The following is a 24,621-nucleotide window of genomic DNA, read 5'->3' on the forward strand; positions in this document are numbered from 1 at the left end:
GATCGCTCTGCTCTTCATACAATATCTATTAACAACAGAAATTTTATTTACTTGGTGTTCTGGTGCTAGCCTGCAACAAGCCCTCCGAGTGACGCTCCTAACGTCGCTAATACTGCGCTAACAGCAGTTGCTCATGGGGGAAACCCCCAGACGCTCGCGGACTCGCTAACGCTGCGCTATCGCCCTTGGCGTCTCCCCTTGGGAGAAGACCGCGCTGCTTCACCACTGCGCCTTTACTTTCCTGAAAAAGCCTATGCAACCTACTAATCCTAACCAATTTACAGAAAAAGCCTGGGAAGCGATCGCCCATACCCCAGATATTGTTAAACAATATCAACAACAGCAAATTGAAAGTGAACACTTGATGAAAGCGCTGCTAGAACAAGATGGTCTAGCAACTGGGATTCTCACTAAAGCGGGTGTTAATCTTCAAAAACTGCGCGATCGCACTGAACAATTTTTTCAACGTCAGCCGAAAGTATCTGGTACTAGCAGTTCTGTCTACTTAGGACGCAGCTTGGATACACTTCTAGATCGAGCAGACGGATATCGTAAAGAGTTTCAAGACGAATATATTTCAATTGAACACTTATTACTGGCTTACGCTAAAGATGACCGCTTTGGCAAAGCTTTATTCCAAGAGTTTGGTTTAGACGAAGGCAAACTCAAAAATATTATTAAACAAATTCGGGGGAGCCAAAAAGTGACCGACCAAAATCCAGAAGGCAAATATGAAGCACTGGAAAAATACGGGCGTGACCTTACAGAAGCTGCGCGTAAAGGTCAACTCGATCCAGTGATTGGGCGAGATGATGAGATTCGTCGGACTGTGCAAATTCTCTCTCGCCGTACTAAGAATAACCCTGTGCTAATTGGTGAACCAGGTGTTGGTAAAACTGCGATCGCCGAAGGATTAGCACAACGTATTATTGCAGGTGATGTTCCCCAATCCCTTAAAGACCGCAAGCTAATCGCTTTAGATATGGGTGCTTTGATTGCAGGAGCAAAATTCCGAGGTGAATTTGAAGAACGCCTGAAAGCAGTATTAAAAGAAGTTACTGAATCTGGCGGCAATATTGTTTTATTTATTGATGAAATTCACACCGTTGTTGGCGCTGGTGCAACCCAAGGCGCGATGGATGCGGGTAACTTATTAAAACCAATGTTGGCGCGGGGCGAACTACGCTGTATTGGGGCGACAACTCTAGATGAATACCGCAAATATATCGAAAAAGATGCGGCGCTAGAAAGACGTTTCCAGCAAGTTTATGTCGATCAGCCTAGTGTAGAAGATAGTATTTCGATTCTGCGCGGGTTGAGAGAACGTTATGAAAACCACCACGGGGTGAAAATTTCTGATAGTGCTTTAGTTGCAGCAGCCGTATTGTCGAGTCGTTATATTAGCGATCGCTTCCTCCCTGATAAAGCTATTGACTTGGTAGACGAAGCTGCCGCGAGATTAAAAATGGAGATTACCTCCAAACCAGAAGAACTCGACGAAATTGATCGCAAGATTCTGCAATTGGAAATGGAGAAGTTATCGCTGCAAAAGGAAAGCGATGCTGCTTCTCGTGAACGTCTAGGAAGATTGGAAAAAGAAATTGCCGATCTTAAAGAAGAACAAAAAACGCTGAATACTCAATGGCAATCTGAAAAAGATATCATTGACAAAATTCAGTCCGTTAAGAAAGAGATTGAACGGGTTAACTTAGAGATTCAGCAAGCAGAACGCGACTACGACCTTAACCGTGCTGCGGAGTTGAAATATGGCAATTTAACCAGTTTGCACCGTCAATTGGAAACAGTAGAATCTGAATTGGCAAGCGCCCAAAGAAGCGGTAAATCACTATTACGGGAAGAAGTCACAGAAGGTGATATTGCCGAAATTATTTCTAAATGGACAGGAATTCCCATCAGCAAGTTAGTGGAATCTGAGAAAGAAAAACTGCTGCATTTAGAAGATGAACTGCACCGCCGGGTGGTTGGACAAGAAGAAGCAGTCACAGCTGTAGCCGATGCAATTCAGCGATCGCGGGCTGGATTGGCTGATCCCAATCGTCCCATTGCTAGTTTTATTTTCCTTGGGCCTACAGGTGTGGGTAAAACCGAGTTGGCGAAGGCGCTGGCGGCGTATATGTTCGATAGCGAAGACGCGCTGGTGCGAATCGATATGTCGGAATACATGGAGAAACACGCCGTCTCTCGTTTAATCGGTGCGCCTCCAGGATACGTGGGTTACGAAGAAGGCGGACAACTTACAGAAGCGATTCGTCGCCGTCCTTATTCAGTGATTCTTTTCGATGAAATCGAGAAAGCACACCCCGATGTATTTAATATCTTCTTGCAAATTCTTGATGATGGTCGCGTCACTGATGCCCAAGGTCATAAGGTAGACTTCAAGAACGCTATTATCATCATGACTAGCAACATCGGTTCGCAGTACATTCTTGATGTCGCCGGAGATAACACCCACTACGACGAAATGCGTCGTAGAGTCATGGAAGCAATGCGAAATAGTTTCCGTCCAGAGTTTCTCAACCGACTTGACGAAATCATCATCTTCCACGGTTTAGATAAGAAAGAATTGCGCCATATTGTGCTATTGCAAGTGGAAAGATTGCGGCAAAGATTGAGCGATCGCAAAATATCCCTCAAGCTCTCGGATGCTGCACTTGACTTTTTAGCCGAAGTAGGGTATGACCCAGTTTATGGGGCACGTCCACTGAAGCGAGCGATTCAGCGAGAGTTAGAAACTCAAATCGCTAAAGCCATCTTGCGCGGTGAATTTACCGATGGCAACACCATCTTTGTAGATGTGCAAAATGAGCGTCTTTCCTTTAGTCGCTTACCTGCTGAGGTATTTACCAGCTAATTGAGAAAGAGGCAGGGACAAGGGGACAAGGGGACAAGGAGACAAGGGAACAAGGGGACAAGAGGTGAGAACTTGAAACAAGTCTTTTCCCTTATCCCCAAGTCCTCTTGTCTATGCCCCGTTTCCCGTTGCCTGTTCGTTAAAGATCATCTCACGCTAAAACGCCAAGTCAAGCAAGAGCGTCTTGGCGTTTTTTTGTGAAACATTCGTAGGGTAATAATTACGAATTACGGATTACGTAGCTTGCTTCTCGCCCTTGGCGAGTATTACGAATTATTTTGACCCTTACAAAGTACTTGTCGCATTTTACGCATATTTGCAGGCAACTCAAAATTCATTGCTTGTTGAATGAAAATTGATGGAATTGGAATCAGAGGTGTAGCTTGCACAGTATAAGCAAGCAACGTCCCATTACCGCAATCTTTTAGTTCTAAATGAGCGTTAAAATCCTCAAAAGTCCCTTTTTCCATGCGAAATTGGACTTGTTGCCCCAGCACTTCTACAACGTTGAGGTAAATTTCGACTTGAGCTGTGAAAAAGAAAAAGGCTTTTTGTGCTGCTTGATATAGGCGTTTGACTTCCCCTTTGTGTAATATCTCGCTTTTAGTGATATCAGGAAAATATTGCACCCACCGAGGATAATCAGTTAATTGTTGCCAGACTTGCGATCGCACCATCGGCACATACATCCAGGCTGTCACCGCGCCACCCCAGGTTTTGTGCGATCGTGTTTCTATTAAAATTTCACCCTGTACCAGCAACTTTTGCTTGTCTTGATTCCAAGCCATATCTGAACCTGCAATAATTGAGTCTGAGATATGAGACGCAGACATAATGATTTTAGTTACTCCTCAACTCATCCACCTAAATGGAGTTGAAACTACAAGCATAAAACTTGATTTAGATTCCAACTCACTAAATTTTAGTTCCAGTGTAATGCCTATTCTTTCCAGAAACGGCAATTTTTTGGTTATTATTTCAGTTATATTACTGGAAAAACTGTAGTTCTTATCACAATTAACACAATTAATATTTAAGTAAAGTTTATAACAAGGATATTTATAAATTAAAAACTTAAGTTTTTAACAGCTAGAATGGCACAAATACGACCTAATATCAAGTATTTTACCCCAACGTTTGGATAGGATATCTCGATTTTTACATGTTATTTCTGATGAAACTGCAACTTCATCGTAATTTCATATTTTATTATCAATATCAAGTGTAATCTCCGTTGAGTTAAGAGGAAAAGTAGGTGAGTCAATCTTCTTTAAATCGTCGATTAATCCAGATTTTCGGTATCCTTTTAGGCATTAGTGTAGCCGTCTGGGTACTGAGAGGTTTTGGTATTCTCACTTTTATTCCAGGTGGAATAATTTTGCTACTGCTACTAGGGGCGATCGCGATCGCGATTATCAGTTACGTTCAAAGAACTTGGTGGCGTTTTTAGTCATTTGTCATTGGTCATTGGTCATTTGTATAAGATACAAGAGTTTTTGGTAAATACCGCGCCACTCCTGGGCAAAAAAACTAATGATATCGAACTGATTTAAACCATGTCCCAAGGATGCCCGTAGCTCTGCTATTGGGTAGTGTGGTTTCTTTTGGACTGATGACTAAGCCTATTTTGACTAACTACCAGAAGTATTTAATACTGAAGCAATGCCAACAATTTACTAAGGGAAAGGAATATGGCAAAGTATATATGTACTGTTTGCGCTTATGAATATGACCCAGAAGTAGGCGATCCAGATAGCGATATAGCGCCAGGGACAGCCTTTGAAGATATACCAGATGATTGGGTATGTCCGACTTGCGGGGCCACCAAAGATCAATTTGAAGTAGTTGAATAGTGAAGATAACCGCTAGCCTAGTAGAGTACGTGCTATTGAGAAATTTTAGAACTTGCTACCGTTACGAATCGTAGTTATTGGGGGTGGGGCAGCAGGATTTTTTGGTGCGATCGCTTGTGCTAAAGCCAATCCTGATGCCCAAGTTACTTTACTTGAAGCCAGTCGCCAACCCCTAGCGAAAGTGTTAATTTCTGGTGGCGGACGCTGCAACGTTACTCACGCTTGCTTTTTGCCTGAAGAGTTGGTGCAAAATTACCCCAGAGGTGCAAAAGCTTTGCGGGGTGCTTTGACTCGGTTTGGGCCTCAAGACACAGTAGCTTGGTTTGCTGCTGCTGGAGTCTATCTAAAAACTGAAGCCGATGGCCGGATGTTTCCTGTCACCAACACTTCAGAAACCATTGTGGAATGTCTGATTAGAGCGGTGGCGACATCTGGGGTAAAACTCCGTATCGGTACACACGTAACTTCAGTGACCGCAGCAGATGGCGGGTTTGATATCCTTCTGAAATCGGGAGAGCAGATTAAATGCGATCGCCTACTTCTTGCGACCGGCAGTAGCCTTATCGGTTATAAAATTGTCAAAGAGTTAGGTCATCAAATAGAACCGCCAGCACCCTCTTTATTTACCTTCAATATTGCTGATCTTCAATTACAAGCTCTAGCTGGAGTTAGCGTTAACCCTGTGCAATTGCGGTTATCTGGGGATAGAAAATCCCAATTACAACAAACTGGCCCATTGCTAATTACTCACTGGGGTTTGAGTGGTCCCGCAGTTCTGAAGCTTTCTGCTTGGGGTGCAAGAGTTCTGCATGAAAAACGCTATCAAGCCACATTATTGATTAATTGGCTGCCTGATTTGCACCAAGAACAAGTGCGAGAAAAAATTTTAGCAGTTAAGGATGAATGGGGAAAGAAAGCGATCGCATTGCATCGCGGCGTCGATCTACCCCATCGTCTGTGGCAATATATCATTGCCCGTGCAGGCATTACCACAGAAGACCGTTGGGCAGAAATATCTAGTAAAACCTTAAATAAACTGGTGCAAGAACTGACTCAGGGGCAATACTTAATTAACGGCAAAGGAGCCTTTAAAGAAGAATTTGTTACCTGTGGCGGTGTCAACCTTAAAGAAGTCAACTTTAAGACGATGGAAAGTAGGTTAGTTCCTGGTCTTTATTTTGCCGGAGAAATCTTAGATATTGATGGCGTTACCGGTGGGTTTAACTTCCAAAGTGCTTGGACAACCGGGTATTTAGCAGGCATAGCAATGGCAACTAGCGACTAGTTCCGCTTAGGGAGGAGCGAAGAGGCAGGGGGCAGGGGGAAATGACCATGCGTGTCAACTTAATGTAAAACTTATGTCACACCAGGAACTGAAGTTCCTTGCTAATAGCTTAAGTCTTCTTTTAATGACTAAATAATCTGAAAAATCTTTAGTCTACTTCAGTAGACTTGGGCTATTAGCCCTGAAATTTATTTCTGGGCGAGCGTGGAAGTCAACAAGCGATTTCTAGCTTAAGTTGACACCTGGGAAATGACTCCATCAAGAACTACTGCAAAATAATTACTAATTCGTAATCCGTAATGGGAAAATTGTCTTGCCTTTGTAGATAATTTTGAATACACCCAACAATGAAATTCAGCGAAATTCTCCGCCAATTTGGTGATGCCGCTACCAATCATAGCCTGACGAGCAACCCAGACCATGACCCAGAAATTACCGGAGTAGCAGCTATTGATGAAGCTACCACTGGTAGTCTCAGCTACGTGGAAGGGGCAAAATTTGGGTCTTTTGTTGCTAAGACCAATGCTAGTGCTTTAATTTTGCCTCAAGACGAAAAATTACAGGTGCTTGCACAGGAGAGCGGTATTGTCTGGCTAGCAACCCCAGATCCGCGACTGTTGTTTGCCAAAGCGATCGCACTTTTTTACCAACCATATCGCCCTATCCCAGAAATTCATCCCACTGCTGTGATTCACTCTACGGCAAAAGTTGGGAATGATGTTTACATTGGCCCCCATGCTGTGATTCAACAAGGGGTGGAAATTGGCGATGGCGCAATTATCCATCCTAATGTGGTGATTTATCCAGATGCCAAAATAGGCGATCGCACCACCTTACACGCTAACTGTACCATCCACGAACGCACCCACATTGGTGCAGATTGTGTGATTCACAGTGGTGCTGTCATCGGCGCAGAAGGCTTTGGTTTTGTTCCTACCCGGACTGGTTGGTTAAAAATGGAACAATCCGGCTATACAGTTTTAGAAGATGGCGTGGAAGTTGGCTGCAATAGTGCAATTGACCGCCCAGCTGTTGGAGAAACACGGGTCGGTCGCAATACAGTAATTGATAACTTAGTGCAAATAGGTCACGGTTGCCAAATCGGTTCTGGCTGTGCGATCGCAGGTCAGGTTGGCATGGCGGGAGGTGTTAAACTGGGAAATCGCGTTATTTTAGCTGGACAAACAGGAATAGCCAATCAAGTAAAGATTGGAGATGGGGCAATGACATCTGCTCAAACTGGAATTCACAGCGATGTTGCATCAGGAGAAGTTATCTGCGGATCTCCAGCCATTCCTTACAAACTATATCTCAAGGTATGTGCTGTTTATAGTCGCCTGCCAGATATGTATCAATCGCTAAAGCAATTGCAACGTAAATCTAAAAATAGCAATGATTAATCAATAAAATTTGGGAATGGGAATTCACAATTCCCTACCAAAGGGTTTTGTAAATTCTAAATAGGAATGGCGATCGCAAATTGCGTCACCGACTCCAGACTCCACAACAAGTTGACCACCGTGTTTTTCTACCACAATTTGACGAGCGATCGCTAATCCTAATCCTGTACCTTTACCAACTCCTTTAGTTGTAAATAAATAGTCAGCAAAAATTAATGACTCTATAAGATTTAACATCAGGAGAAGAACCAATTTTTACTAGTTCAGTTCCTAACCGGATTTCTATAATTCATAAAACATATTAACCAAAGTTATCATTAGACTATTACAATTTAAATATTATTAAAGATATAAATAAAAATATATTTATTTTTCAAAAAAGTTTGGCTAATAGATAGCAAATACATGTACTTTTAGAAACATCTTTTTGAAGAGTAAACTGGTAAATACCATATTCCGAAAGGTATATATGTACGGATAACTAATAATGATATAAATAAAGATGCATGATTTTTATAGCAAGGTTCACGATAAAAAACAAGAAATAAGAGGTAAAAAATGCCCAGGCTTGTAGGACAGCGCTCTAATACTGGAGCAAACATCACCGTTCTCATCACCCTTGTCGCTATCTTTGGGATATTTCTCGAATACTTTGGCGTTATTGATATTGTCCCTGGTTTTGGCAGAGAGGGACGGTATTTTCAGCTAAAAATTCAGCCAACTAACGAACAAGTTACCGGACAACCGAATAAATAAAACCTATAAGGAATAGATAAATGCGTAAAGGTAGTGATGTTATCGATAAAGTAGTCGTCACATACGACAATGGTAAGAAAATTGAGCGAATTATAGATTTAATTTTTGATCAAAAACATAATCAACTTTTGGGTTTCCTGGTTGAAGAAAAGGGACTATTTCGGGATGCTAAAGTCATTCCATTGGAAGAAGTGCAAGCGATCGGGTTAGATGCGCTCGTCGTTAAATCGAAAAAATCTGTTGTTAAGGCACATCGTGTACCTGCAATTAAAGAGATTCTGCACCAGAATATGATCCTAAAAGGAACGAGAATTCTAACCACTGAGGGACTCGACCTTGGTGGATTAGTTGATTTGTTCTTCGATGAACACAGTGGACTGGTGGAAGGATACGAAGTTTCTGGCGGTGTATTTGCAGATGCTTATTCTGGGCGATCGTTCGTTCCCGCTCCCGAAACGCTGACAATTGGTTACGATGTTGCCTTTGTGCCTCCACAAACTGCTCAGATGATGGAAGAACAGGTCGGTGGTATCCGGGGAGCCGTCCAAGCAACTGAAGAGAGCTTGCAAGAATCGGCCCAAATTGCTAACCGCAGACTACAAAAAGCCAGCCAGTCAGCAGGTGAGCATATACAAAACTCAGTAGAGAATGTAAACCGCAGGTTACAGTCAGTAAGCGATAATGCAGGTGAGCAACTGCAAGCTGCAACTGATGTAACTAGCAGCAAACTACAAGACCTCAATCGAGATGCATTTGCCTGCCTGACAAACAATCTGGTTGACCCTGCGGAGCAAAAAATATACGTGATTGGCAAGCATGTTGAGTGGGATGTGCTAACTCCAGACGGTAATGTACTACTACTACAGGGGCAAGAAGTCACACTAGTTGACGCAGAAGCTGCCGATCGCATGAGTATCCTCGATGAACTCTATCGAGCTACGGGTGGCAGTTTGACTGCAAACATTAGCCGCAATTTGAAAGCAGCAACAGAATCTACTGGTAATCAAATTCAGAGCGCAACTCATAGCGTTGCTGCCAACTTGCGTCAATCGGTTGATGGGCTAACAGAATATGTGGCGATCCAGCAGGCAAAAGGGCGTAGAGTCTTGCAAACAGTGCGTGCTGACGATGGCTTAATTATTGCAGCATCTGGGCAAATTGTAACTGAATCCGTCCTTGCTCGTGCCCAAACTTACCGTAAAGAAGCAGAATTACTAAATGCTGCTGGTCTGGCTGTGGTAAGTGCAGTTAGTTCTAGCGCAAGTGACACATGGTTAGAAACCAAAGTTCAACTGCGCGATCAAGCAAGCGTTGCCCAAAAGAACCTCAACACTTTCTGGCAAGCTTTGAAAGATCAGGCAGAAAAGTTACAAGGACGCAGCACACGGGCGCTGAAGAAGCAACGAATTGAACAAGCACTGGGTCGTCCAGTTACCCGCGTCATTCTCGATCCACAAGACAATGTGATTTTGAATGTGGGTGAATTAATTACGCATCGCGCTGTCCGTCAGGCTGAAGAAAGTGGAGTCTTGAATATCTTAGTGAGTTCGGTCTATATTAAAGAGCCAGAAATATCCGATCAAGAACTGCGGGCCTCAGAACATGGAATGGCGGCTCTGGCGCATCACACTAATGGGCGATCGCAAATTGAAGTCAAATCAATCTCAGTCAATTAATCCTCGCATTTAACACTATCGTTTACATCCCCCTAAATCCCCCGATAAATTGGGGGACTTTGTTTGATTCCGGTTCCCCCCTTTTTAGCTACGGTGTAGACACAAGTCTGAAATAGCTTACTCATCTGGGTTTAAGCGTTATTTTTACCCCACCCTAACCCTCCCTGATATATTGGGGAGGGAACTAGATTTTCTGTTTCCCCCCTTGGAAAAGGGGGATTAAGGGGGGATCTATCTAACAGTATTTAAAGTCACAGTAAAATACTTTTCAAACAGGCTCTAAGGTATATCTACATACTAAAATCCTAATTTATCTAGCACTGGCTTGGTAGAAACAACGTGGCGTTCTAAACCCAGTTCTTTTGGACTAACCCCAAGTGCCAAAGCAATCAACTGGGGTAAATGCAACACTGGTAAACCTAACTTTTGCTCAATCACCTTTTCCACCTCTGGCTGACGCGAATCTAAATTCAAGTGGCACAAAGGACAAGGTGTAACTATACAGTCAGCACCAGATGTCAAAGCATCCTGAATATGCATCCCCGCCATCTTGAAAGATTGGGTAGTGGCATAACTAGCAAGGGGCCAACCACAACATTGTGTCCGGCCTCGGTAATAAATTGGTGTCGCACCCACCGCCCGAAACATATTTTCCATCGCTTCCGGTTTGAACGGGTCATCATAGGGCATGGACTTTTGGGCGCGGAGAAGATAACAGCCATAAAAAGCCGCACATTTTAATCCAGTTAACTTACGAGTAACACGTTTAGTAATTTCCTCTAAACCGTAATCTGTTACCAAGGCGTAAAGAAGATGTTTAACATCGGTAGTGCCGCGATAAGGCGAACAGCCTTCTTTATTCAGCAAGCCATTAACTTGTTGAATGTAAGCAGGGTCATTTGTTTGGCATTCTTTCAGGTGTTCGTTGACATGACCGATAACACCTTGACAAGTGCTGCAATGGGTAAGTAAGGGTAAATTTAATTCTTCTGCTAGGGCAATATTTCTGGCGTTGACTGTATCTTCTAGCAGTTTAGAATCTTCTTTAAATGTGCCAGAACCGCAGCAAGCAGCTTTTTTAAGTTCAACCAGTTCAATACCCAGTGCTTGGGTAAGTGCTTGAGTTGACTGGTAAAGTTCCCGACAGGCTCCTTGGGCAACACAACCGGGGAAGTAAGCATATTTAAGTGTCTGAGATAGCATAGAGGTATGTTTGGGTTAGAGCGATCGCTCTAAAACAATAACTGTTTTATTATTCCTTGTTAGCACTTAAGCTAGGTATGTTTGACGTTCAGTGTCTCTTTAACCGTCTAGGTTCAAAGCCTCAGCGTCTATATATTTTGATTGCTAGCAAGGCTGTAAATACTGACCGAGACATTGTAAAAAAAGTTAGTAATAATTGGACAACCGAAACATTTACATCCTGTTGGCAATGGCATAGTCGGCTCCTATACCCAATTCTAAGAAAACTTACCCGATTATTTTGAAGAAAGGGAAGGATTTTCTAACAGAAAAACCCTTGGTAGTATACGGGCGATCGCGCTTGACGATAAGATGTATATGCTCAAAACAATGTTTCCCGTAAAGAGCAGAACCTAGCAACTGGTTAAGGACTTTTATTATTTATGAGCCAAACGGAAATTTTTGATAAGGTCAAGGATATCGTCGCCGAGCAACTGAGTGTTGAAGATAAGACCAAAATCACTCCCCAGTCGAAATTTATGGAGGATCTCAACGCTGATTCCCTAGATACCGTTGAACTGGTGATGGCCTTGGAAGAAGAATTTGATATTGAAATTCCCGACGAAGCTGCCGAGCAGATTTTAACGGTTCAAGACGCAGTAGATTACATCAATAACAAAGTTACCGCATCAGCTTAAAACTTGCTTTTGAGTCTTTGAAGTTTAGATGGCCATGCCATGCCCCCTCTGGGTATCTAGGCAAAAACCACTGCTTTGACTTTTCACTGAGTGCTGAGAGATGCGATTAACCCTTGTCTGTACAGAGTTTAGGAGTTAGAGTTTTCGGAGGCAAAAGTTTGGAGTTCTCTTCATCTTTGGGCGCTTCCAAAACTCAGAACTCAGGACTAGAAACTCAGTACTATTTAATGCCTGCTGCTTTTTCGCCACCTTTAACTGAATCATGACAGATTATACACGTAAACGCGTTGTTGTAACTGGTGTTGGCGCGATTACACCTATCGGTAACACAGCAACAGAATTTTGGGATGGATTATTGAGTGGACGTAATGGCATTGACCGCATCACATTTTTTGATGCGTCTCGCCATGATTGCCGCATTGCTGGTGAAGTAAAAAACTTCGATCCACATGATTACTTGGAGCGCAAAGAGGCCAAGCGCATGGATCGATTTGCCCAATTTGGGGTTTCGGCAGCAAAACAGGCTCTAGCTAACGCGCAGTTAGTTATTAATGAACTGAATGCAGAACAGGTAGGTGTCATGATCGGTTCTGGCGTTGGTGGCATTAAGGTATTAGAAGACCAGCAAACTATCTACCTCAACCGTGGGCCCGATCGCTGTAGTCCATTCATGATACCGATGATGATCGCCAATATGGCAGCAGGATTAACGGCAATTCACACGGGTGCTAAAGGGCCAAATTCCTGCCCTGTAACTGCTTGCGCTGCTGGCTCTAACGCTGTAGGCGATGCTTTTCGCTTAATTCAAGGGGGATATGCCCAGGCGATGATTTGCGGCGGAACAGAGTCTGCTGTGACACCATTATCGATGGCTGGGTTTGCCGCTTGCAAAGCCCTCTCTTTTCGCAATGACGATCCGGCTCATGCTTGCCGTCCGTTTGATCGCGATCGCGATGGATTTGTCTTGGGTGAAGGTTCAGGAATTTTAATTCTCGAAGAACTGCAACACGCTCTCAGTCGCGGCGCTCACATTTATGCCGAAATGATCGGCTATGGTATGACCTGTGACGCTTACCATATCACTTCCCCCGTCCCTGGTGGACTTGGAGCCGCTAGAGCAATCGAACTAGCGCTCAAAGATGCCAACATAACTCCCGAACAGATTAGCTATATTAATGCTCACGGCACTAGTACCCCAGCTAATGATTCAACTGAAACCTCAGCAATCAAAAAAGCTTTGGGAGAACATGCCTATAAGGTGGCAATTAGCTCCACCAAATCTATGACAGGTCATTTATTGGGCGGTTCTGGAGGTATTGAAGCAGTCGCAACAGTGCTGGCGATCGCTAATGACCAAATTCCACCGACAATCAATCTGGAAAATCCCGATCCAGAGTGTGACTTAGATTACGTACCTAACTATAGCCGCGCTCAAAAAGTTGAGGTAGCAATATCCAATTCTTTTGGGTTTGGCGGTCATAATGTCACACTAGCCTTTAAGAAATACGTCTAAAAGAAGTGGCAGGGGAGCAGGGAGCAGGGAGCAGGGGAAAAATTCCTCTTTTCTACACCTTTCCCCCTGTCCCTCTGTTTCTTCCCAATGCCCCATGCCCAATGCCCAAAGTATCATAGATATCATTCCGATATAAAGTAAGCGTTCAGCATGACCCAATTATCTGCTTGATTTATCACCAGAAACTCAGGAGATCCCGCTTGTTTATCGACAAGCGGGAGTGGGATGATGAGGATACTGTGGGAAATTTAAAATAACCCCAGTCAGAGAAGCTACGAAGAGTGCTAACCCGTCGTTAAAAACAAGAGATTATGACTGTTGCAACCCAATCCGCCAAAGAATTGTCCGTCGAAGAACTGGCTATTAACTCGATCCGCTTCTTGGCTGTTGATGCCGTAGAAAAAGCAAAATCGGGACACCCAGGACTACCAATGGGCGCAGCTCCGATGGCTTTTGTCCTCTGGGATCGCTTTATGAAGTTTAATCCCAAGAATCCGAAATGGTTTAACCGCGATCGCTTTGTCTTATCTGCCGGTCATGGCTCAATGTTACAGTACGCCCTACTGTACCTGACAGGCTACGATAGCGTCACCATTGAAGATATCAAACAATTCCGTCAATGGGAATCCAAAACCCCTGGACACCCCGAAAACTTCATGACCCCAGGCGTGGAAGTCACAACTGGCCCCTTGGGTCAAGGAATTGCCAATGGAGTTGGTTTAGCGATCGCCGAAGCGCATCTTGCCGCTAAATTTAACAAACCCGATACCAAGATTGTTGACCATTACACCTACGTAATTTTAGGTGACGGTTGCAACATGGAAGGGATTTCCGGTGAAGCTTGTTCTTTCGCAGGACACTTGGGATTAGGCAAACTCATCGCTCTTTATGACGACAACCACATTTCCATCGACGGTTCCACAGATGTGGCATTCACTGAAGATGTTTCTAAGCGGTTTGAAGCTTACGGTTGGCACGTTCAACACGTCGAAGATGGTAACACGGATTTAGAAGCGATCGCTAAAGCAATTGAAGCGGCTAAAGCTGTCACCGATAAGCCTTCTTTCATCAAGGTAACAACCATTATTGGTTACGGTTCTCCCAATAAAGCAAACACTGCTGGCGTTCACGGCGCTGCCCTTGGTGGAGATGAAATAGCATTGACTCGGAAAAATTTGGGTTGGGAATACGAACCTTTCGTAATACCTGAAGAAGCCCTCAACCATACACGCAAAGCAGTTGAGCGCGGTGCAGGCTACGAAGACGAATGGAACAAGACCTTTGCCGACTACAAAGCCAAGTATGGCCAAGAAGCGGCTGAATTTGAACGTTACCTAAACGGCAAGCTACCCGATGGTTGGGATAAGGTACTACCCACCTACACCCCAGAAGACAAAGGACTGCCCACCCGCAAACACTCAGAAACCTGCCTCAATAAACTGGCGGCAGTTTTACCTGAATTGATTGGTGGTTCGGCTGACTTAACCCACTCCAACCTGACTGAAATCAAGGGTAAAGGCGACTTCCAAAAAGGACACTACGAAAACCCCAATATCCACTTTGGTGTGCGTGAACATGCTATGGGCGCAATCTGTAATGGTATAGCGCTGCACACTTCAGGATTAATCCCCTACGGTGCTACCTTCTTGATCTTCACAGATTATATGCGTGCTGCCATCCGCTTATCCGCCCTTTCTCAAGCTGGGGTGATTTGGGTGATGACTCACGATTCCATTGGACAAGGTGAAGATGGCCCTACACACCAACCCATTGAAACTCTAGCTTCCTTACGAGCCATTCCTAATTTATTAGTGTTTCGTCCCGCAGACGGTAATGAAACCTCTGGCGCTTATAAAATAGCGATCGAGCAAGCGAAGCAAAACGCTCCATCTCTGTTGGCGTTTACCCGTCAAAACGTACCCAACTTGGCTGGTACATCGGTTGAGGGCGTAGCAAAGGGTGGATACACTGTAGTAGATAGCGAAGGTACACCTGATATCATCCTGATTGGTACTGGTTCAGAATTGAGCCTCGCCGTCGGCGCAGCCGAAAAACTCAAGGCTGAAGGTAAGAAAGTTCGTGTAGTCTCACTACCTTCATGGGAACTGTTTGAAGCGCAGGATGCGGCTTATAAAGAGTCGATTTTGCCGAAAGCTGTCACAAAGCGTTTATCTGTAGAAGCTGGCGCTAGTTTCGGTTGGCACAAATATGTGGGTACTGAAGGCGATACTGTTAGTATTGATCGCTTTGGTGCTTCAGCTCCAGGTGGTGTTTGTTTAGAGAAGTTTGGTTTTAGCGTTGATAATGTATTAGCTAAGGCTAAACAATTGTTGGGTTAATAGCAACAGAATATTCTCAAAATTTTGTGGGGTGGGCTGAAAGGCCCGCCTTTTTTTAACGCAAAGGAACGCTGAGTGAGATTGTTTATAATTAAGATAATTATTTGATAAATGGAAAGAATTATGCCAGAAGTTGCTAATTATAATCAAGAAGTCAGTAATCGCATATCACCAATCGTTGGAAAGCTAATTAAAGGTAATAGCTTATATCAAGTTAAGTTAAATCAACAAGAAATGATAGAAATGTTAGTAGAACTCTTTGGACAGTTATCACCAGAGGAAATGAGAGCTATAACTGAGCATGAACTGACACGCAGAATTGATAAGATTCTTGTCTTAGAAGCAGTTTCTGGTACGTTAAATGATTTGACCCCAGAGCAAATCAAAATGTACGATGATGCAGTAAAACGAAAATAGACAAAGTGGCTTATTTATTAGATACAAATATTGTTAGTTACATTTTGAGGAGAAATGCAACTGTTAGTAGGAAACTACGGGATGCTAATCGTTCGGGACAAGAAGTTTTTATCAGTTGTATAACTTATTATGAAGTTAAAAGAGGACTTTTGTATGTAAATGCTGCGAGGCAGATAGCAGAATTTAATCAGTTTTATAGAAAATATGAAGTTTTATTCTTGGATGATATAGAAATTATTGAGAGGGCATGTGAAATCCATGTGGATTTACAATGTAGGGGTTTGAAGATACAAGAACAAGATATATTAATAGCTGCTACAGCGATCGCACGCGGTTTAATTCTGGTTTCCAATGACTCTGACTTGTTGCGAGTTGAAGGATTAAGCTTGGAGAATTGGCTATTGACAGATTCTTAGAAATAACAGCTTCGTATCTACTTAAATTTACATCTGTCCTTGTGACATTGAGTCTAAAGGCTCAACCCCAAGCATAATTTTTTCACACTTGTGAAGCACGATCGCAATGCTTGACTGCTAAACTAAGAGAATTGAATATTAACTACATTAGTTAGTTTACTTATTTTGTCACCTATCTTTAGATAGATAGAGTAAACACTACATGATTGATCATCAGAAATCGCTTGCTAGTACTGAAAAAATGAAACTTTCATACATAAAAATCTATAGTTCATCTTTAGTTCATTTTGTCAATGGGTAATCTCTAGTATTGCCTAATGAATCAGCAAGGCCTTCTGAAGACTTAATTTATATTCATGCTTTCAGGTGATGCAGTTATAACTTTATAAATGCGATTATGTATATGTCCTCAAACAATAGATAGTTGCTGTTGTCCAATTGAAAAAGTATGATTTTCTCTGACTCCAGTAACTTTGCTTTTATCCAATTGTTTGATGTTTTGAGAAGGTAACACAATGAATAATATCTTAAAACGCACACTTCTACCCAGCCTCATGGCTGCAAGTTTAGCTGGTGTCACATTAGTTCCTGCTAAACCGGCTGCTGCCGATGACCAAGTATTAAGAGATGCAGGTATTGGGGCTGTTACCAATGTTGTCACCGGAGCAGTTAGAGGAAAGGGTAATGTATTAAATAATGCTGTAAGAGGTGGTGTCACTGGTGCAGCTGTTAATGGTGCAAATGGTTTGAGAAATCCTCGCAATCGCCGTGACCGGAGCGTTGTTCAAGATGTCGGAGTTGGTGCAGGCGCTAGCGCAGTAACTGGTGCAATTACTGGCAATAGCAGAGATACCCTTGGGAATGCTGTTGATGGTGCAGCCGTAGGTGCAGCAATCCATCTGCTAACCAAATAAATAATTTTGTAAATTCATCAGCTACACTAGCTTCCCAATTGCTAACGCGTTGCTTTATCAACATTACGAACTCATTTCTCTCCTTCTAGAATGAGCAAAGACAACCCCCTTTCCCTAGTAGGGACAGGGGGTTGGTGGGTTAGATTTATATTGGGATATATGCCACCGTCAGGTTCAGATGACTTTAAACTTAATAGTAAACTCTAGCCCTTCAACGCCTTTCTAAAGTTTTGACGATAGGATTGATTTGTAATAAACAAAGCTGGCCATAGCAAAGATAAACCAATGCGATTGGTCAAAGTTGGATTAAAATTAGTCCGTCTAAACCCATTCCAAAACTTCCAAACGCCGCCTCCGTATACCACTATCAAGCCAATAACAATTAAAGTACCCATTCCTATCAACTCCGTTAGTAACTGACAGAATTTAAGTTAAGTTTTACCACACGAGGTAAGCACTACATCAGCAACATCGAAAAGGTATGACTAAACTCCTTAGCGTGGAACATCTAAGTTAGTTAAACACACATTCTCTTATTCCAGTGTAGAGTAGCCTCAAGCATTGCAGCTAGTTATAAGTGGTAGCAAGCTAACTCAAAGGACGTAAAAGCGTTATTTATAGGGTGTTTGGGCAATAGATGTTGCTTGTATAACAGTTAAGCCTTTAGTTTATAAGACAGAACAGCATTTTAAAACGCCTAAGAGATTAGGATTAGTTTTTTACTGTAGCTTTAATGAAATTTTTTTGCTATCAATTGCGACGGGATAAACCAAAGATTCATAGCAATATATTCCGATGTCAATGCTGACTGCTTCAGTACAAAAAAGTCTATCCCATATTTCTAAATGAAATTTTGTACTTCTCTTTACCTCAAGCAGTGACTCAAATCTGCCTAGCAAAATTCGGCGGATTATCCTTATGCCTCATCTACCCAATAAAGATAATATCGTTCAGTATCCACCCAGCCTCTCTGAAAATCTTTGATTGGAACAATTTTCAAATCATTGCGGTTGATATTCAATTTACGATTTAAAATGAGTAAAATTTTCTTTAGCTCATCTTGATTTTTGAGTAGAGAATTAATTTGGCTTAATATCTCAGTTTGTTCGACATCTTGACGACCACTTTTAAATAGGGTAAAGCTTCCCATTTTTTTAATCTCAGGATAATAAAGCTTTCGATTGAGATAACCCGATAAAGGAGCCATATTTGCATCTCGACTGGCAACAATAAACTCATTAGCTAACCCAGCTTTTTGAACATATTGAGCTGTTTCTCGACCAGCAGAAAATGGTATAACTAAATCTCTTGAAAAACTATAAATGCCTCCAAAAAACTGGACATAAAGAATTAGCATCAAAGCGATATGATGCCATTTATGAATAAATATAATTGAATTTGGACGAACAGAAAATTTAGTGAGTATAATTAGAGACTCTTGATAATAGCTTTCCAGCCATAAAGCGGCTATCAAAACTAAATAGAAATGTCCAAAATGCCGAGGCATACCTATAAATCTGAAGTATGTAAAGGCAAATATTACAGAATTACCTATAATGTAAAAAAACAATGCTACTGGCTTTTTAGATAATTTAATTGAGGTTAAAATTACAATTAATAGAGCAATTGCAGCACAAATAATTAAATCCAGCCATTTCTTATGTTGAGGAATAATTAGTAAATAAGCACCAAATATTCTATTTATGCTTCTCAATAAATGACGGATGTCTAATTTTGTTAACCAACCATTATTTAACCCGCCATGAAGATAACTGTCTGTTGGAGGAGTAATAATATAAATACATAAAACAAAAGAAACTATGATAATTATAATACTTAAAAATAAATCGTATTTTTGGCTTTGACTAAAATACTGCTGGCGATGTTCATTATCAAAGCAAAATTCAGCTAGCAAAGTCAATGATAAAGAAAATGATACCAATAAACCATAAGCACTACTATTTGCTAGTAAACCCAATAAAATTGCCAAATAAATATAAGTTATCTTTCTGGATGCAAAAACTGTACAGAATGCAAAAATAAATAACATACTAAAGGCATAGTTTCGAGAAATTAAAAGATATTCATAAAAAGGGAAAAAACCAAAGGAAAAAAGAAATTTTTGTTGATAATTAAAAGGACTATATACGCAAAAAAGAGTAACTGAAGCAACAGTAATTGCCAAATGAAAAATTTGCATAATAATAGGGTTATCGACTATCTTTCTCAAAATTCCCAGAGAAAAATACCATAGAAGAGGATGACCCTCATAACGAATATTTGCAATTAAATCGCCTAAAGATTGACTATCTCTGATGATGAGCCAGGGATTTAGTTCATCTCGCCACATCGAATGGTTAAGGATACCTATTAAACCAAGAACAGAAAAAAGAATGATAATAAACCAAGGAGAATGAAAAGGTAATCTCGAAGTATATTTGATGAGTTTATTGTTTAGCATTGTTAGTTAAAAATCTTTCTAAAAATGCTATCACAATCTGAGAGACAACTTATTTATCAAAATATTCTCTTGATTTTCTAACTATTTCTACTTATAACTTTCTGGTATACCTACTGGTGATAAACCTGCGATCGCTCTTAAGTTTTGGCAACGAATCAACTCGGTAAAACCTAAACCAGAACGCCCTTCAATTTTGGCTACCGCTTCAATTGCAGATAACAGGTGCTGTGCTGCTTCAGCTTCTGAATAACCACGCCGTTGTGCTATGCGAATTGCTGCTGCATCGGCATTTAACTCTGATTCTTGAGACTTATTAGTGCGCCAGATCCGAAAAGTGGCGATCGCACTTAATCCCCCAGCTACGGCTACACCCACCACATCTGATTGTGCTGCTTCTAATAATCCCCCTAATAGTCCCGCCAGTACTACGCCTTGATAAATGTCGGGTTTAAACCACTTTACCCCGGTCAACCAGCTAACCATCTGCAACAATAGCAAGTCTCGTTGCGGCTTAGTCAGACGACGCCACAAATCGAAATTAATATATATCGGTCGCGCCTGATTCCAGGGTTGAGGAAAGGAGGCGTCAATCACTTTTGCCTGTTCTGGCTTACTAACAATTTTTGTCGTCATCCGACCAGAGGCAGGCATCACATCTAACAAACGGCGAATTTCAACATTTGGCTCCATAAATTTAATTATTAGCCATAATGTGCATCGTAACTATTTTAGTTGTCATTCGTGTTAACCTTTGATTTGTGAGATGCTCTAACAGTCTTTCTAAATGGTTATTCTATTAGTAAAAACCTCTATAAATGGCGAGAAAGTGAATAGATTCAGATGAAGCCATAAAAATATTGATACAGCAGACTGAATTCTGACTTCTGACTCCTGACTCCTGAATTCTGTTCGATAACTATTGCTACTACACTTGTAACAACATGGACGCTTTTGCTACCCTTCCACCTGAATGGACAAATAAGGCAATACATGCATACGATTTTTGCTGTCCTAATTGCCACTCAAGTAGCCGAGAAGCTGAAAAAGTTTGGCTAAATCGGCGATCGCCTGTATTTACAGAAGACCGTCGTCGCAAATGGCAAGAGTTTTACTACTGTCACTGTGGCTCTGTGTGGTGGGCTTGGAGTAGCGATCGCCCCCCAAAAGATATATCCAATCAACCAGATTATAATCCCACATAGCTAATTTTCTTCCTGAACAAAAGCCCACCTTAAGGCGGGCTTTTGTTTATCTAATTCTGAGTTTTATTTGCGATCGCAAATTTTAGAAGGTGAAGGTAGTACGTAAAGTACCTACATATTCAGTGTCGTTAGCATCGTTGTGTTCTGGATTGAAGATTACCAATAAGCCAGGAGTTACCTGAATATTATCGGAAACCTTGAACTTGTAAAGACCCTCTAAGTGATAAGAGGTACTGTCGTCTAAATTAACATTGGTAGCGACATTTTTGATGCTACCACCAGTAACTCTAGGTGGTTGACCAAAGATAACACCCAAGACGTTGCCTTCTCCACCAAAATCTCTCAAAGCAAGCGCTCCAGCCCAGTACCAAATATCTGCGTCTGCACCAGCATTAGCACCACTCCTAGCATCAGCAGTTGTGTAACCTCCCCAACCACTAATAGCTAACTTAGGGCTAAATTGGAAGGTAGCTTCTACACCGTAGTTATTGGATTCCGTAGCAGTGTTATTTCCAAAGGGATTGTTGGCAAAAACACTACCTGTACCTTGGAAAAGGTTGTTGTTAACAGTATTGTTAACATTACTAGTTTGATAAGTGCGGGCGTAGGTTAGACCAATATTAAAAGCTTTCGTGGGTTGGAAAGATAACTGACCAAAGATAGCGTTATCGCCTTCCAATAACCCATTATTCAGGGTAGGGTTATTAGCAGTCCTAGCTAAATATGCACCACTCAAGCTGATAGGGCCACCAGGATTGAGAGTAACTGTCACACCAGCACCACCCTGACCTTGGCGATAAATAGGGCTGAAACGTCCAAACCTAGAAATAGCACCTTTACCAGAGCTAGCAAAGTCAGGGTTGAAAGTGTTTACGTTTTCGTATAATTCACCACCACTAGCGTCAACTTTGACACGCAACGCATTAGAAAAGTTGAAAGCATAGTTAATTTTATCGATGACAACAGAGTTGCCGTTATCACCGTCAAAGCCCAAGCGGGTCATGTTAGTACCGCTCACGCCAGCATTAGAGATGGTATTGTTAGCATTTAGACGGATTTGCAACTGGTCTTTACCAGTGAAACTGCTGTACAAGTTCAAGCGTACCCGGTCAGAAAAAGTGGTGTTAGAATTCAAGTTTTGATTTGAATTACCAGCAGCAACTGCTCTATTGCCACCAAAAACATCAGACACGTTAAAAATAGCTTCTCCAACCAATTTGGTAGTAGTGGAAAACTGATTAGCTTCTAACTCAGCAGTGCGGGCTTCTAGTCCATCTACACGACCGCGCAGGGTTGCTAGTTCAGCAGAAAATTCTTCTTGTAAGCGCTGTAAAGTAGCCAGGTCTTGTTTAGTAACCAAATCAGCAGTAGCTGTAGCAATAAGTTCGTTAACCCGGTCTAAACAGGAATTCAAACCTGCGGCAAATTCATAACGGGTCAAAGCACGGTTCCCACGATACGTACTGTTGGGATAACCTGCAATACAGCCGTAGCGTTCAACTAGAGATTGTAAAGCTTGGAATGCCCAGTCTGTGGGCTGCACATCCGAAAATTGCGAAACTGATGTTACCTGACCAATATCGTTAGAATCTTGAGCTTCAGATAACTGGGCAACATTTGTTACCTGTTCGTTGACTTCAGCAGCTACAGCGCTGTTAGCGGCGAAAAATGCAGCAGCTAAGACAACTGGACTAACCTTACAAAGATTCCAGAATGCTTTTTTCATGTTATTACTCTCACTCACACCTACATAATCTAGTCCTGATAAAATGCTTAAAACACTTAATTTTCAGGATTTTCACACACAATCACAGTAATGATTATACCTTTAGACTGAAATAAATACAAGTACTTTAATATAATGCTGAACTATAATTTTGAATTAATTTATTTGGTAATCGCAAAATAATGCGGCGTTTGTGACGTAAAACTGTTCCTTCTTCCTCCAACTGTTGTAGGAGCCGGGTAATTGTTACGCGCGTGGTATTTAACACTTCAGCAATATCTTGATGGGTAACATTTAGATCAATTAGCTTACCCTTATCTACATCACGTCCAAATTTTTCACTTAACCATACTAAAAACTGCCATAGGCGTAGCAAAATTGGTTTTTGATGCACAATGCTTAGTAGATTTTCTACCTGTTGAATATGAGACAATAAAGCATTAATATCTTGATGCCACAAATCAGGTGGCACAATGCTTATTTCTACGCCTGTGAGACATTCAATCTGGTAGGGCTTGACCCTAGATAAAGGATAGCCAATCAGATCCCCTAGTCCCCAATAACCGAGAGTGATAAATGTTCCATCTTCACTCCACGTTAAGCTACGAACTGCACCGTGCTCAATGCGCCAAAGTACATCATTTTGAAGTGGAATTACTTGCCTACGGGTAAATATCTGCTGGGGTAATTGTCCGCCCAAAGGAGAGCTATTTGATAAGACAGAAGAGTTTAAAGTAGGAGTTGTGGAATATATCATTAACCGTAACTACATAATTATCAGGGAATCTCGCTATTTACAATCATTAAGAAACTCTAATAATTTATATCAAACTTTACCTGTATAATTGGCAGCTTATTCTTCTCAATTAGAGTTAGAAGCTAACTCTAAATTTTTTCTATAAACAATTTATAGATTGAGGTATTTATCAGTAAGATAGAACGGAATTTTTTCAGTTGTTTATCCGTTACTTTAATTGTGCAAGTTTAAGAATAGGTAAGCTTTTAGTAAAATATTTGGTTAACTTAGCTTTTAAGTATTTAATATTTTCTTAAGATTCAGGAGATACATAGGCACAAATATAGAAATGGGCTTTTCAGCCCACCCACAAAAGTTATATTTAATTCGATTATGCAAATTAGATGTTTTTTTAGCTTACTAATTCGCTTGAGTCGTCAGCCTTTATTTGTAGAGGTAGTGGCTAAAGCCTATGGACTGATAAAGCGTCAATTAAGAGCGTTGACCGGTGACAATATATGCTACCCTTTGACCGATATTAGTGGCATGATCTGCCATGCGTTCCAGACAACGAATTGCCAGTGCTAACAGTACAATTGGCTCGACTACACCAGGTACATTGCGTTGTTGGGCTAAAGTCTGATAAACGCGATCATACGCATCGTCTACAGTATCATCTAAGCGCTTTAAACGGCGTCCACCAGCTTCATCAAAATCTCCTAAAGCCTTCAAGCTAGTTGCTAGCATTGATTGCGCGTGAAGGGACATAGTTTCAATATCGGGCATTGACGGATGAGGCGCGTAAGGAAAAATTTTAATTGCAATCTCAGCTAAATCCTCAGCATAATCGCCAATGCGCTCTAAGTCGCGCACCAGCTGCATAAAGGCACTCAAGCAGCGCAAATCTTGAGCTGTAGGCGCTTGCAGCGTCATAATCGCCGTACAGTCTGATTCGATTTGACGATAAAAGCGATCAATCTTTTTATCTAATAGCGGAAGTTCCTCAGCTGCTGTTAAGTTACGAGCAAATAACGCTTGGTGGCTGAGGCGAAATGATTGTTCTACCAAAGCACCCATGCGTAAGACATCCCGTTCTAAGCGTCTAATGGCGCGTGCGAGTTCAGGTCTTTGAGGATTGGGATTGTAATGGACAGCTTTCACACTTGTTGTCTCAA

The 24,621-nt window shown here is 41.7% G+C and carries 23 protein-coding genes; 14 read left to right on the plus strand and 9 right to left on the minus strand.

Annotation, left to right across the window (positions count from 1 at the left end):
* The first annotated feature begins 253 nt into the window (after window positions 1–253).
* A complete protein-coding gene (gene clpB / locus RMZ43_RS13340) occupies window positions 254–2,872 on the plus strand; it encodes an ATP-dependent chaperone ClpB (RefSeq protein ID WP_322648034.1) in 2,619 nt (872 codons plus the stop codon).
* 266 nt (window positions 2,873–3,138) lie between these two features.
* Here the strand turns inward: clpB and RMZ43_RS13345 are convergent, their stop codons facing one another.
* Complete coding sequence (locus tag RMZ43_RS13345; protein WP_322648033.1) at window positions 3,139–3,705, minus strand: SRPBCC family protein; 567 nt, start codon at window positions 3,703–3,705, stop codon at window positions 3,139–3,141.
* 422 nt (window positions 3,706–4,127) lie between these two features.
* On the opposite strand from RMZ43_RS13345, the gene RMZ43_RS13350 reads away from it, so the two are divergent.
* From RMZ43_RS13350 to lpxD, 4 genes are all read left to right on the plus strand, one after another.
* Complete coding sequence (locus RMZ43_RS13350) at window positions 4,128–4,322, plus strand: hypothetical protein (RefSeq protein ID WP_322648032.1); 195 nt, start codon at window positions 4,128–4,130, stop codon at window positions 4,320–4,322.
* Between the two features lie 241 nt (window positions 4,323–4,563).
* Window positions 4,564–4,725, plus strand: a complete 162-nt coding sequence (rd, locus tag RMZ43_RS13355) for a rubredoxin (protein WP_322648031.1) — start codon at window positions 4,564–4,566, stop codon at window positions 4,723–4,725.
* Between the two features lie 52 nt (window positions 4,726–4,777).
* Window positions 4,778–6,010 (plus strand): NAD(P)/FAD-dependent oxidoreductase, encoded by a 1,233-nt coding sequence (locus tag RMZ43_RS13360; protein WP_322648030.1) that lies wholly within the window; start codon window positions 4,778–4,780, stop codon window positions 6,008–6,010.
* 347 nt (window positions 6,011–6,357) lie between these two features.
* Entirely contained in the window at window positions 6,358–7,410 is a 1,053-nt protein-coding gene (gene lpxD / locus RMZ43_RS13365) for a UDP-3-O-(3-hydroxymyristoyl)glucosamine N-acyltransferase (RefSeq protein ID WP_322654865.1), read from the plus strand.
* A gap of 24 nt (window positions 7,411–7,434) precedes the next feature.
* Here lpxD and RMZ43_RS13370 read toward each other — a convergent pair whose 3' ends face one another.
* Complete coding sequence (locus tag RMZ43_RS13370) at window positions 7,435–7,647, minus strand: ATP-binding protein (RefSeq protein WP_322648028.1); 213 nt, start codon at window positions 7,645–7,647, stop codon at window positions 7,435–7,437.
* 321 nt (window positions 7,648–7,968) lie between these two features.
* On the opposite strand from RMZ43_RS13370, the gene RMZ43_RS13375 reads away from it, so the two are divergent.
* Window positions 7,969–8,166, plus strand: coding sequence for a hypothetical protein (locus RMZ43_RS13375; RefSeq protein ID WP_322648027.1), 198 nt, complete (start codon window positions 7,969–7,971; stop codon window positions 8,164–8,166).
* A 20-nt stretch (window positions 8,167–8,186) separates the two neighbouring features.
* Complete coding sequence (locus RMZ43_RS13380) at window positions 8,187–9,842, plus strand: PRC-barrel domain-containing protein (RefSeq protein WP_322654864.1); 1,656 nt, start codon at window positions 8,187–8,189, stop codon at window positions 9,840–9,842.
* A 297-nt stretch (window positions 9,843–10,139) separates the two neighbouring features.
* On the opposite strand, the gene RMZ43_RS13385 is transcribed toward RMZ43_RS13380, so the two are convergent.
* Complete coding sequence (locus tag RMZ43_RS13385; RefSeq protein ID WP_322648025.1) at window positions 10,140–11,045, minus strand: CoB--CoM heterodisulfide reductase iron-sulfur subunit B family protein; 906 nt, start codon at window positions 11,043–11,045, stop codon at window positions 10,140–10,142.
* A gap of 422 nt (window positions 11,046–11,467) precedes the next feature.
* On the opposite strand from RMZ43_RS13385, the gene acpP reads away from it, so the two are divergent.
* The 6 genes from acpP (at window position 11,468) to RMZ43_RS13415 (ending at window position 17,321) form a co-directional block, all read left to right on the plus strand.
* Window positions 11,468–11,722 carry an acyl carrier protein gene (gene acpP / locus RMZ43_RS13390; RefSeq protein WP_322654863.1) on the plus strand — a complete coding sequence of 85 codons (255 nt, stop codon included), beginning with the start codon at window positions 11,468–11,470 and terminating at the stop codon, window positions 11,720–11,722.
* Between the two features lie 262 nt (window positions 11,723–11,984).
* Window positions 11,985–13,235, plus strand: coding sequence for a beta-ketoacyl-ACP synthase II (gene fabF / locus RMZ43_RS13395; protein WP_322648023.1), 1,251 nt, complete (start codon window positions 11,985–11,987; stop codon window positions 13,233–13,235).
* Between the two features lie 311 nt (window positions 13,236–13,546).
* A complete protein-coding gene (gene tkt / locus RMZ43_RS13400) occupies window positions 13,547–15,574 on the plus strand; it encodes a transketolase (RefSeq protein ID WP_322648022.1) in 2,028 nt (675 codons plus the stop codon).
* Window positions 15,575–15,697: 123 nt separating this feature from the next.
* On the plus strand, window positions 15,698–15,991 hold the full coding sequence (locus RMZ43_RS13405) for a hypothetical protein (protein WP_322654862.1): 294 nt from the start codon (window positions 15,698–15,700) through the stop codon (window positions 15,989–15,991).
* 5 nt (window positions 15,992–15,996) lie between these two features.
* Window positions 15,997–16,407 (plus strand): type II toxin-antitoxin system VapC family toxin, encoded by a 411-nt coding sequence (locus tag RMZ43_RS13410; RefSeq protein WP_322648020.1) that lies wholly within the window; start codon window positions 15,997–15,999, stop codon window positions 16,405–16,407.
* Window positions 16,408–16,922: 515 nt separating this feature from the next.
* Window positions 16,923–17,321 (plus strand): hypothetical protein, encoded by a 399-nt coding sequence (locus RMZ43_RS13415; protein WP_322648019.1) that lies wholly within the window; start codon window positions 16,923–16,925, stop codon window positions 17,319–17,321.
* Between the two features lie 203 nt (window positions 17,322–17,524).
* Here the strand turns inward: RMZ43_RS13415 and RMZ43_RS13420 are convergent, their stop codons facing one another.
* The 3 genes from RMZ43_RS13420 to RMZ43_RS13430 all read right to left on the minus strand — a co-directional run bounded on the left by RMZ43_RS13420 (window position 17,525) and on the right by RMZ43_RS13430 (window position 20,472).
* Window positions 17,525–17,716: a hypothetical protein gene (locus tag RMZ43_RS13420; RefSeq protein WP_322648018.1), complete on the minus strand. Its 192-nt coding sequence runs from the start codon at window positions 17,714–17,716 to the stop codon at window positions 17,525–17,527.
* Window positions 17,717–18,237: 521 nt separating this feature from the next.
* Window positions 18,238–19,782, minus strand: a complete 1,545-nt coding sequence (locus RMZ43_RS13425; protein ID WP_322654861.1) for a hypothetical protein — start codon at window positions 19,780–19,782, stop codon at window positions 18,238–18,240.
* 87 nt (window positions 19,783–19,869) lie between these two features.
* On the minus strand, window positions 19,870–20,472 hold the full coding sequence (locus RMZ43_RS13430) for a DUF3318 domain-containing protein (RefSeq protein WP_322654860.1): 603 nt from the start codon (window positions 20,470–20,472) through the stop codon (window positions 19,870–19,872).
* 251 nt (window positions 20,473–20,723) lie between these two features.
* On the opposite strand from RMZ43_RS13430, the gene RMZ43_RS13435 reads away from it, so the two are divergent.
* Window positions 20,724–20,984, plus strand: coding sequence for a hypothetical protein (locus RMZ43_RS13435; protein ID WP_322648015.1), 261 nt, complete (start codon window positions 20,724–20,726; stop codon window positions 20,982–20,984).
* A gap of 82 nt (window positions 20,985–21,066) precedes the next feature.
* Here RMZ43_RS13435 and RMZ43_RS13440 read toward each other — a convergent pair whose 3' ends face one another.
* The 3 genes from RMZ43_RS13440 to phoU form a co-directional block, all read right to left on the minus strand.
* Window positions 21,067–22,710, minus strand: coding sequence for an iron uptake porin (locus RMZ43_RS13440; protein ID WP_322654859.1), 1,644 nt, complete (start codon window positions 22,708–22,710; stop codon window positions 21,067–21,069).
* A gap of 127 nt (window positions 22,711–22,837) precedes the next feature.
* Entirely contained in the window at window positions 22,838–23,467 is a 630-nt protein-coding gene (locus RMZ43_RS13445; RefSeq protein WP_322654858.1) for a Crp/Fnr family transcriptional regulator, read from the minus strand.
* Between the two features lie 471 nt (window positions 23,468–23,938).
* The gene (gene phoU, locus RMZ43_RS13450; protein WP_322648110.1) at window positions 23,939–24,607 is read right to left on the minus strand and encodes a phosphate signaling complex protein PhoU; all 669 of its coding nucleotides are present in this window, start codon (window positions 24,605–24,607) and stop codon (window positions 23,939–23,941) included.
* Window positions 24,608–24,621 lie beyond the last annotated feature (14 nt).

The sequence above is a fragment of the Nostoc sp. CmiVER01 genome, from assembly GCF_034531135.2.
Classification (GTDB): domain Bacteria; phylum Cyanobacteriota; class Cyanobacteriia; order Cyanobacteriales; family Nostocaceae; genus Nostoc.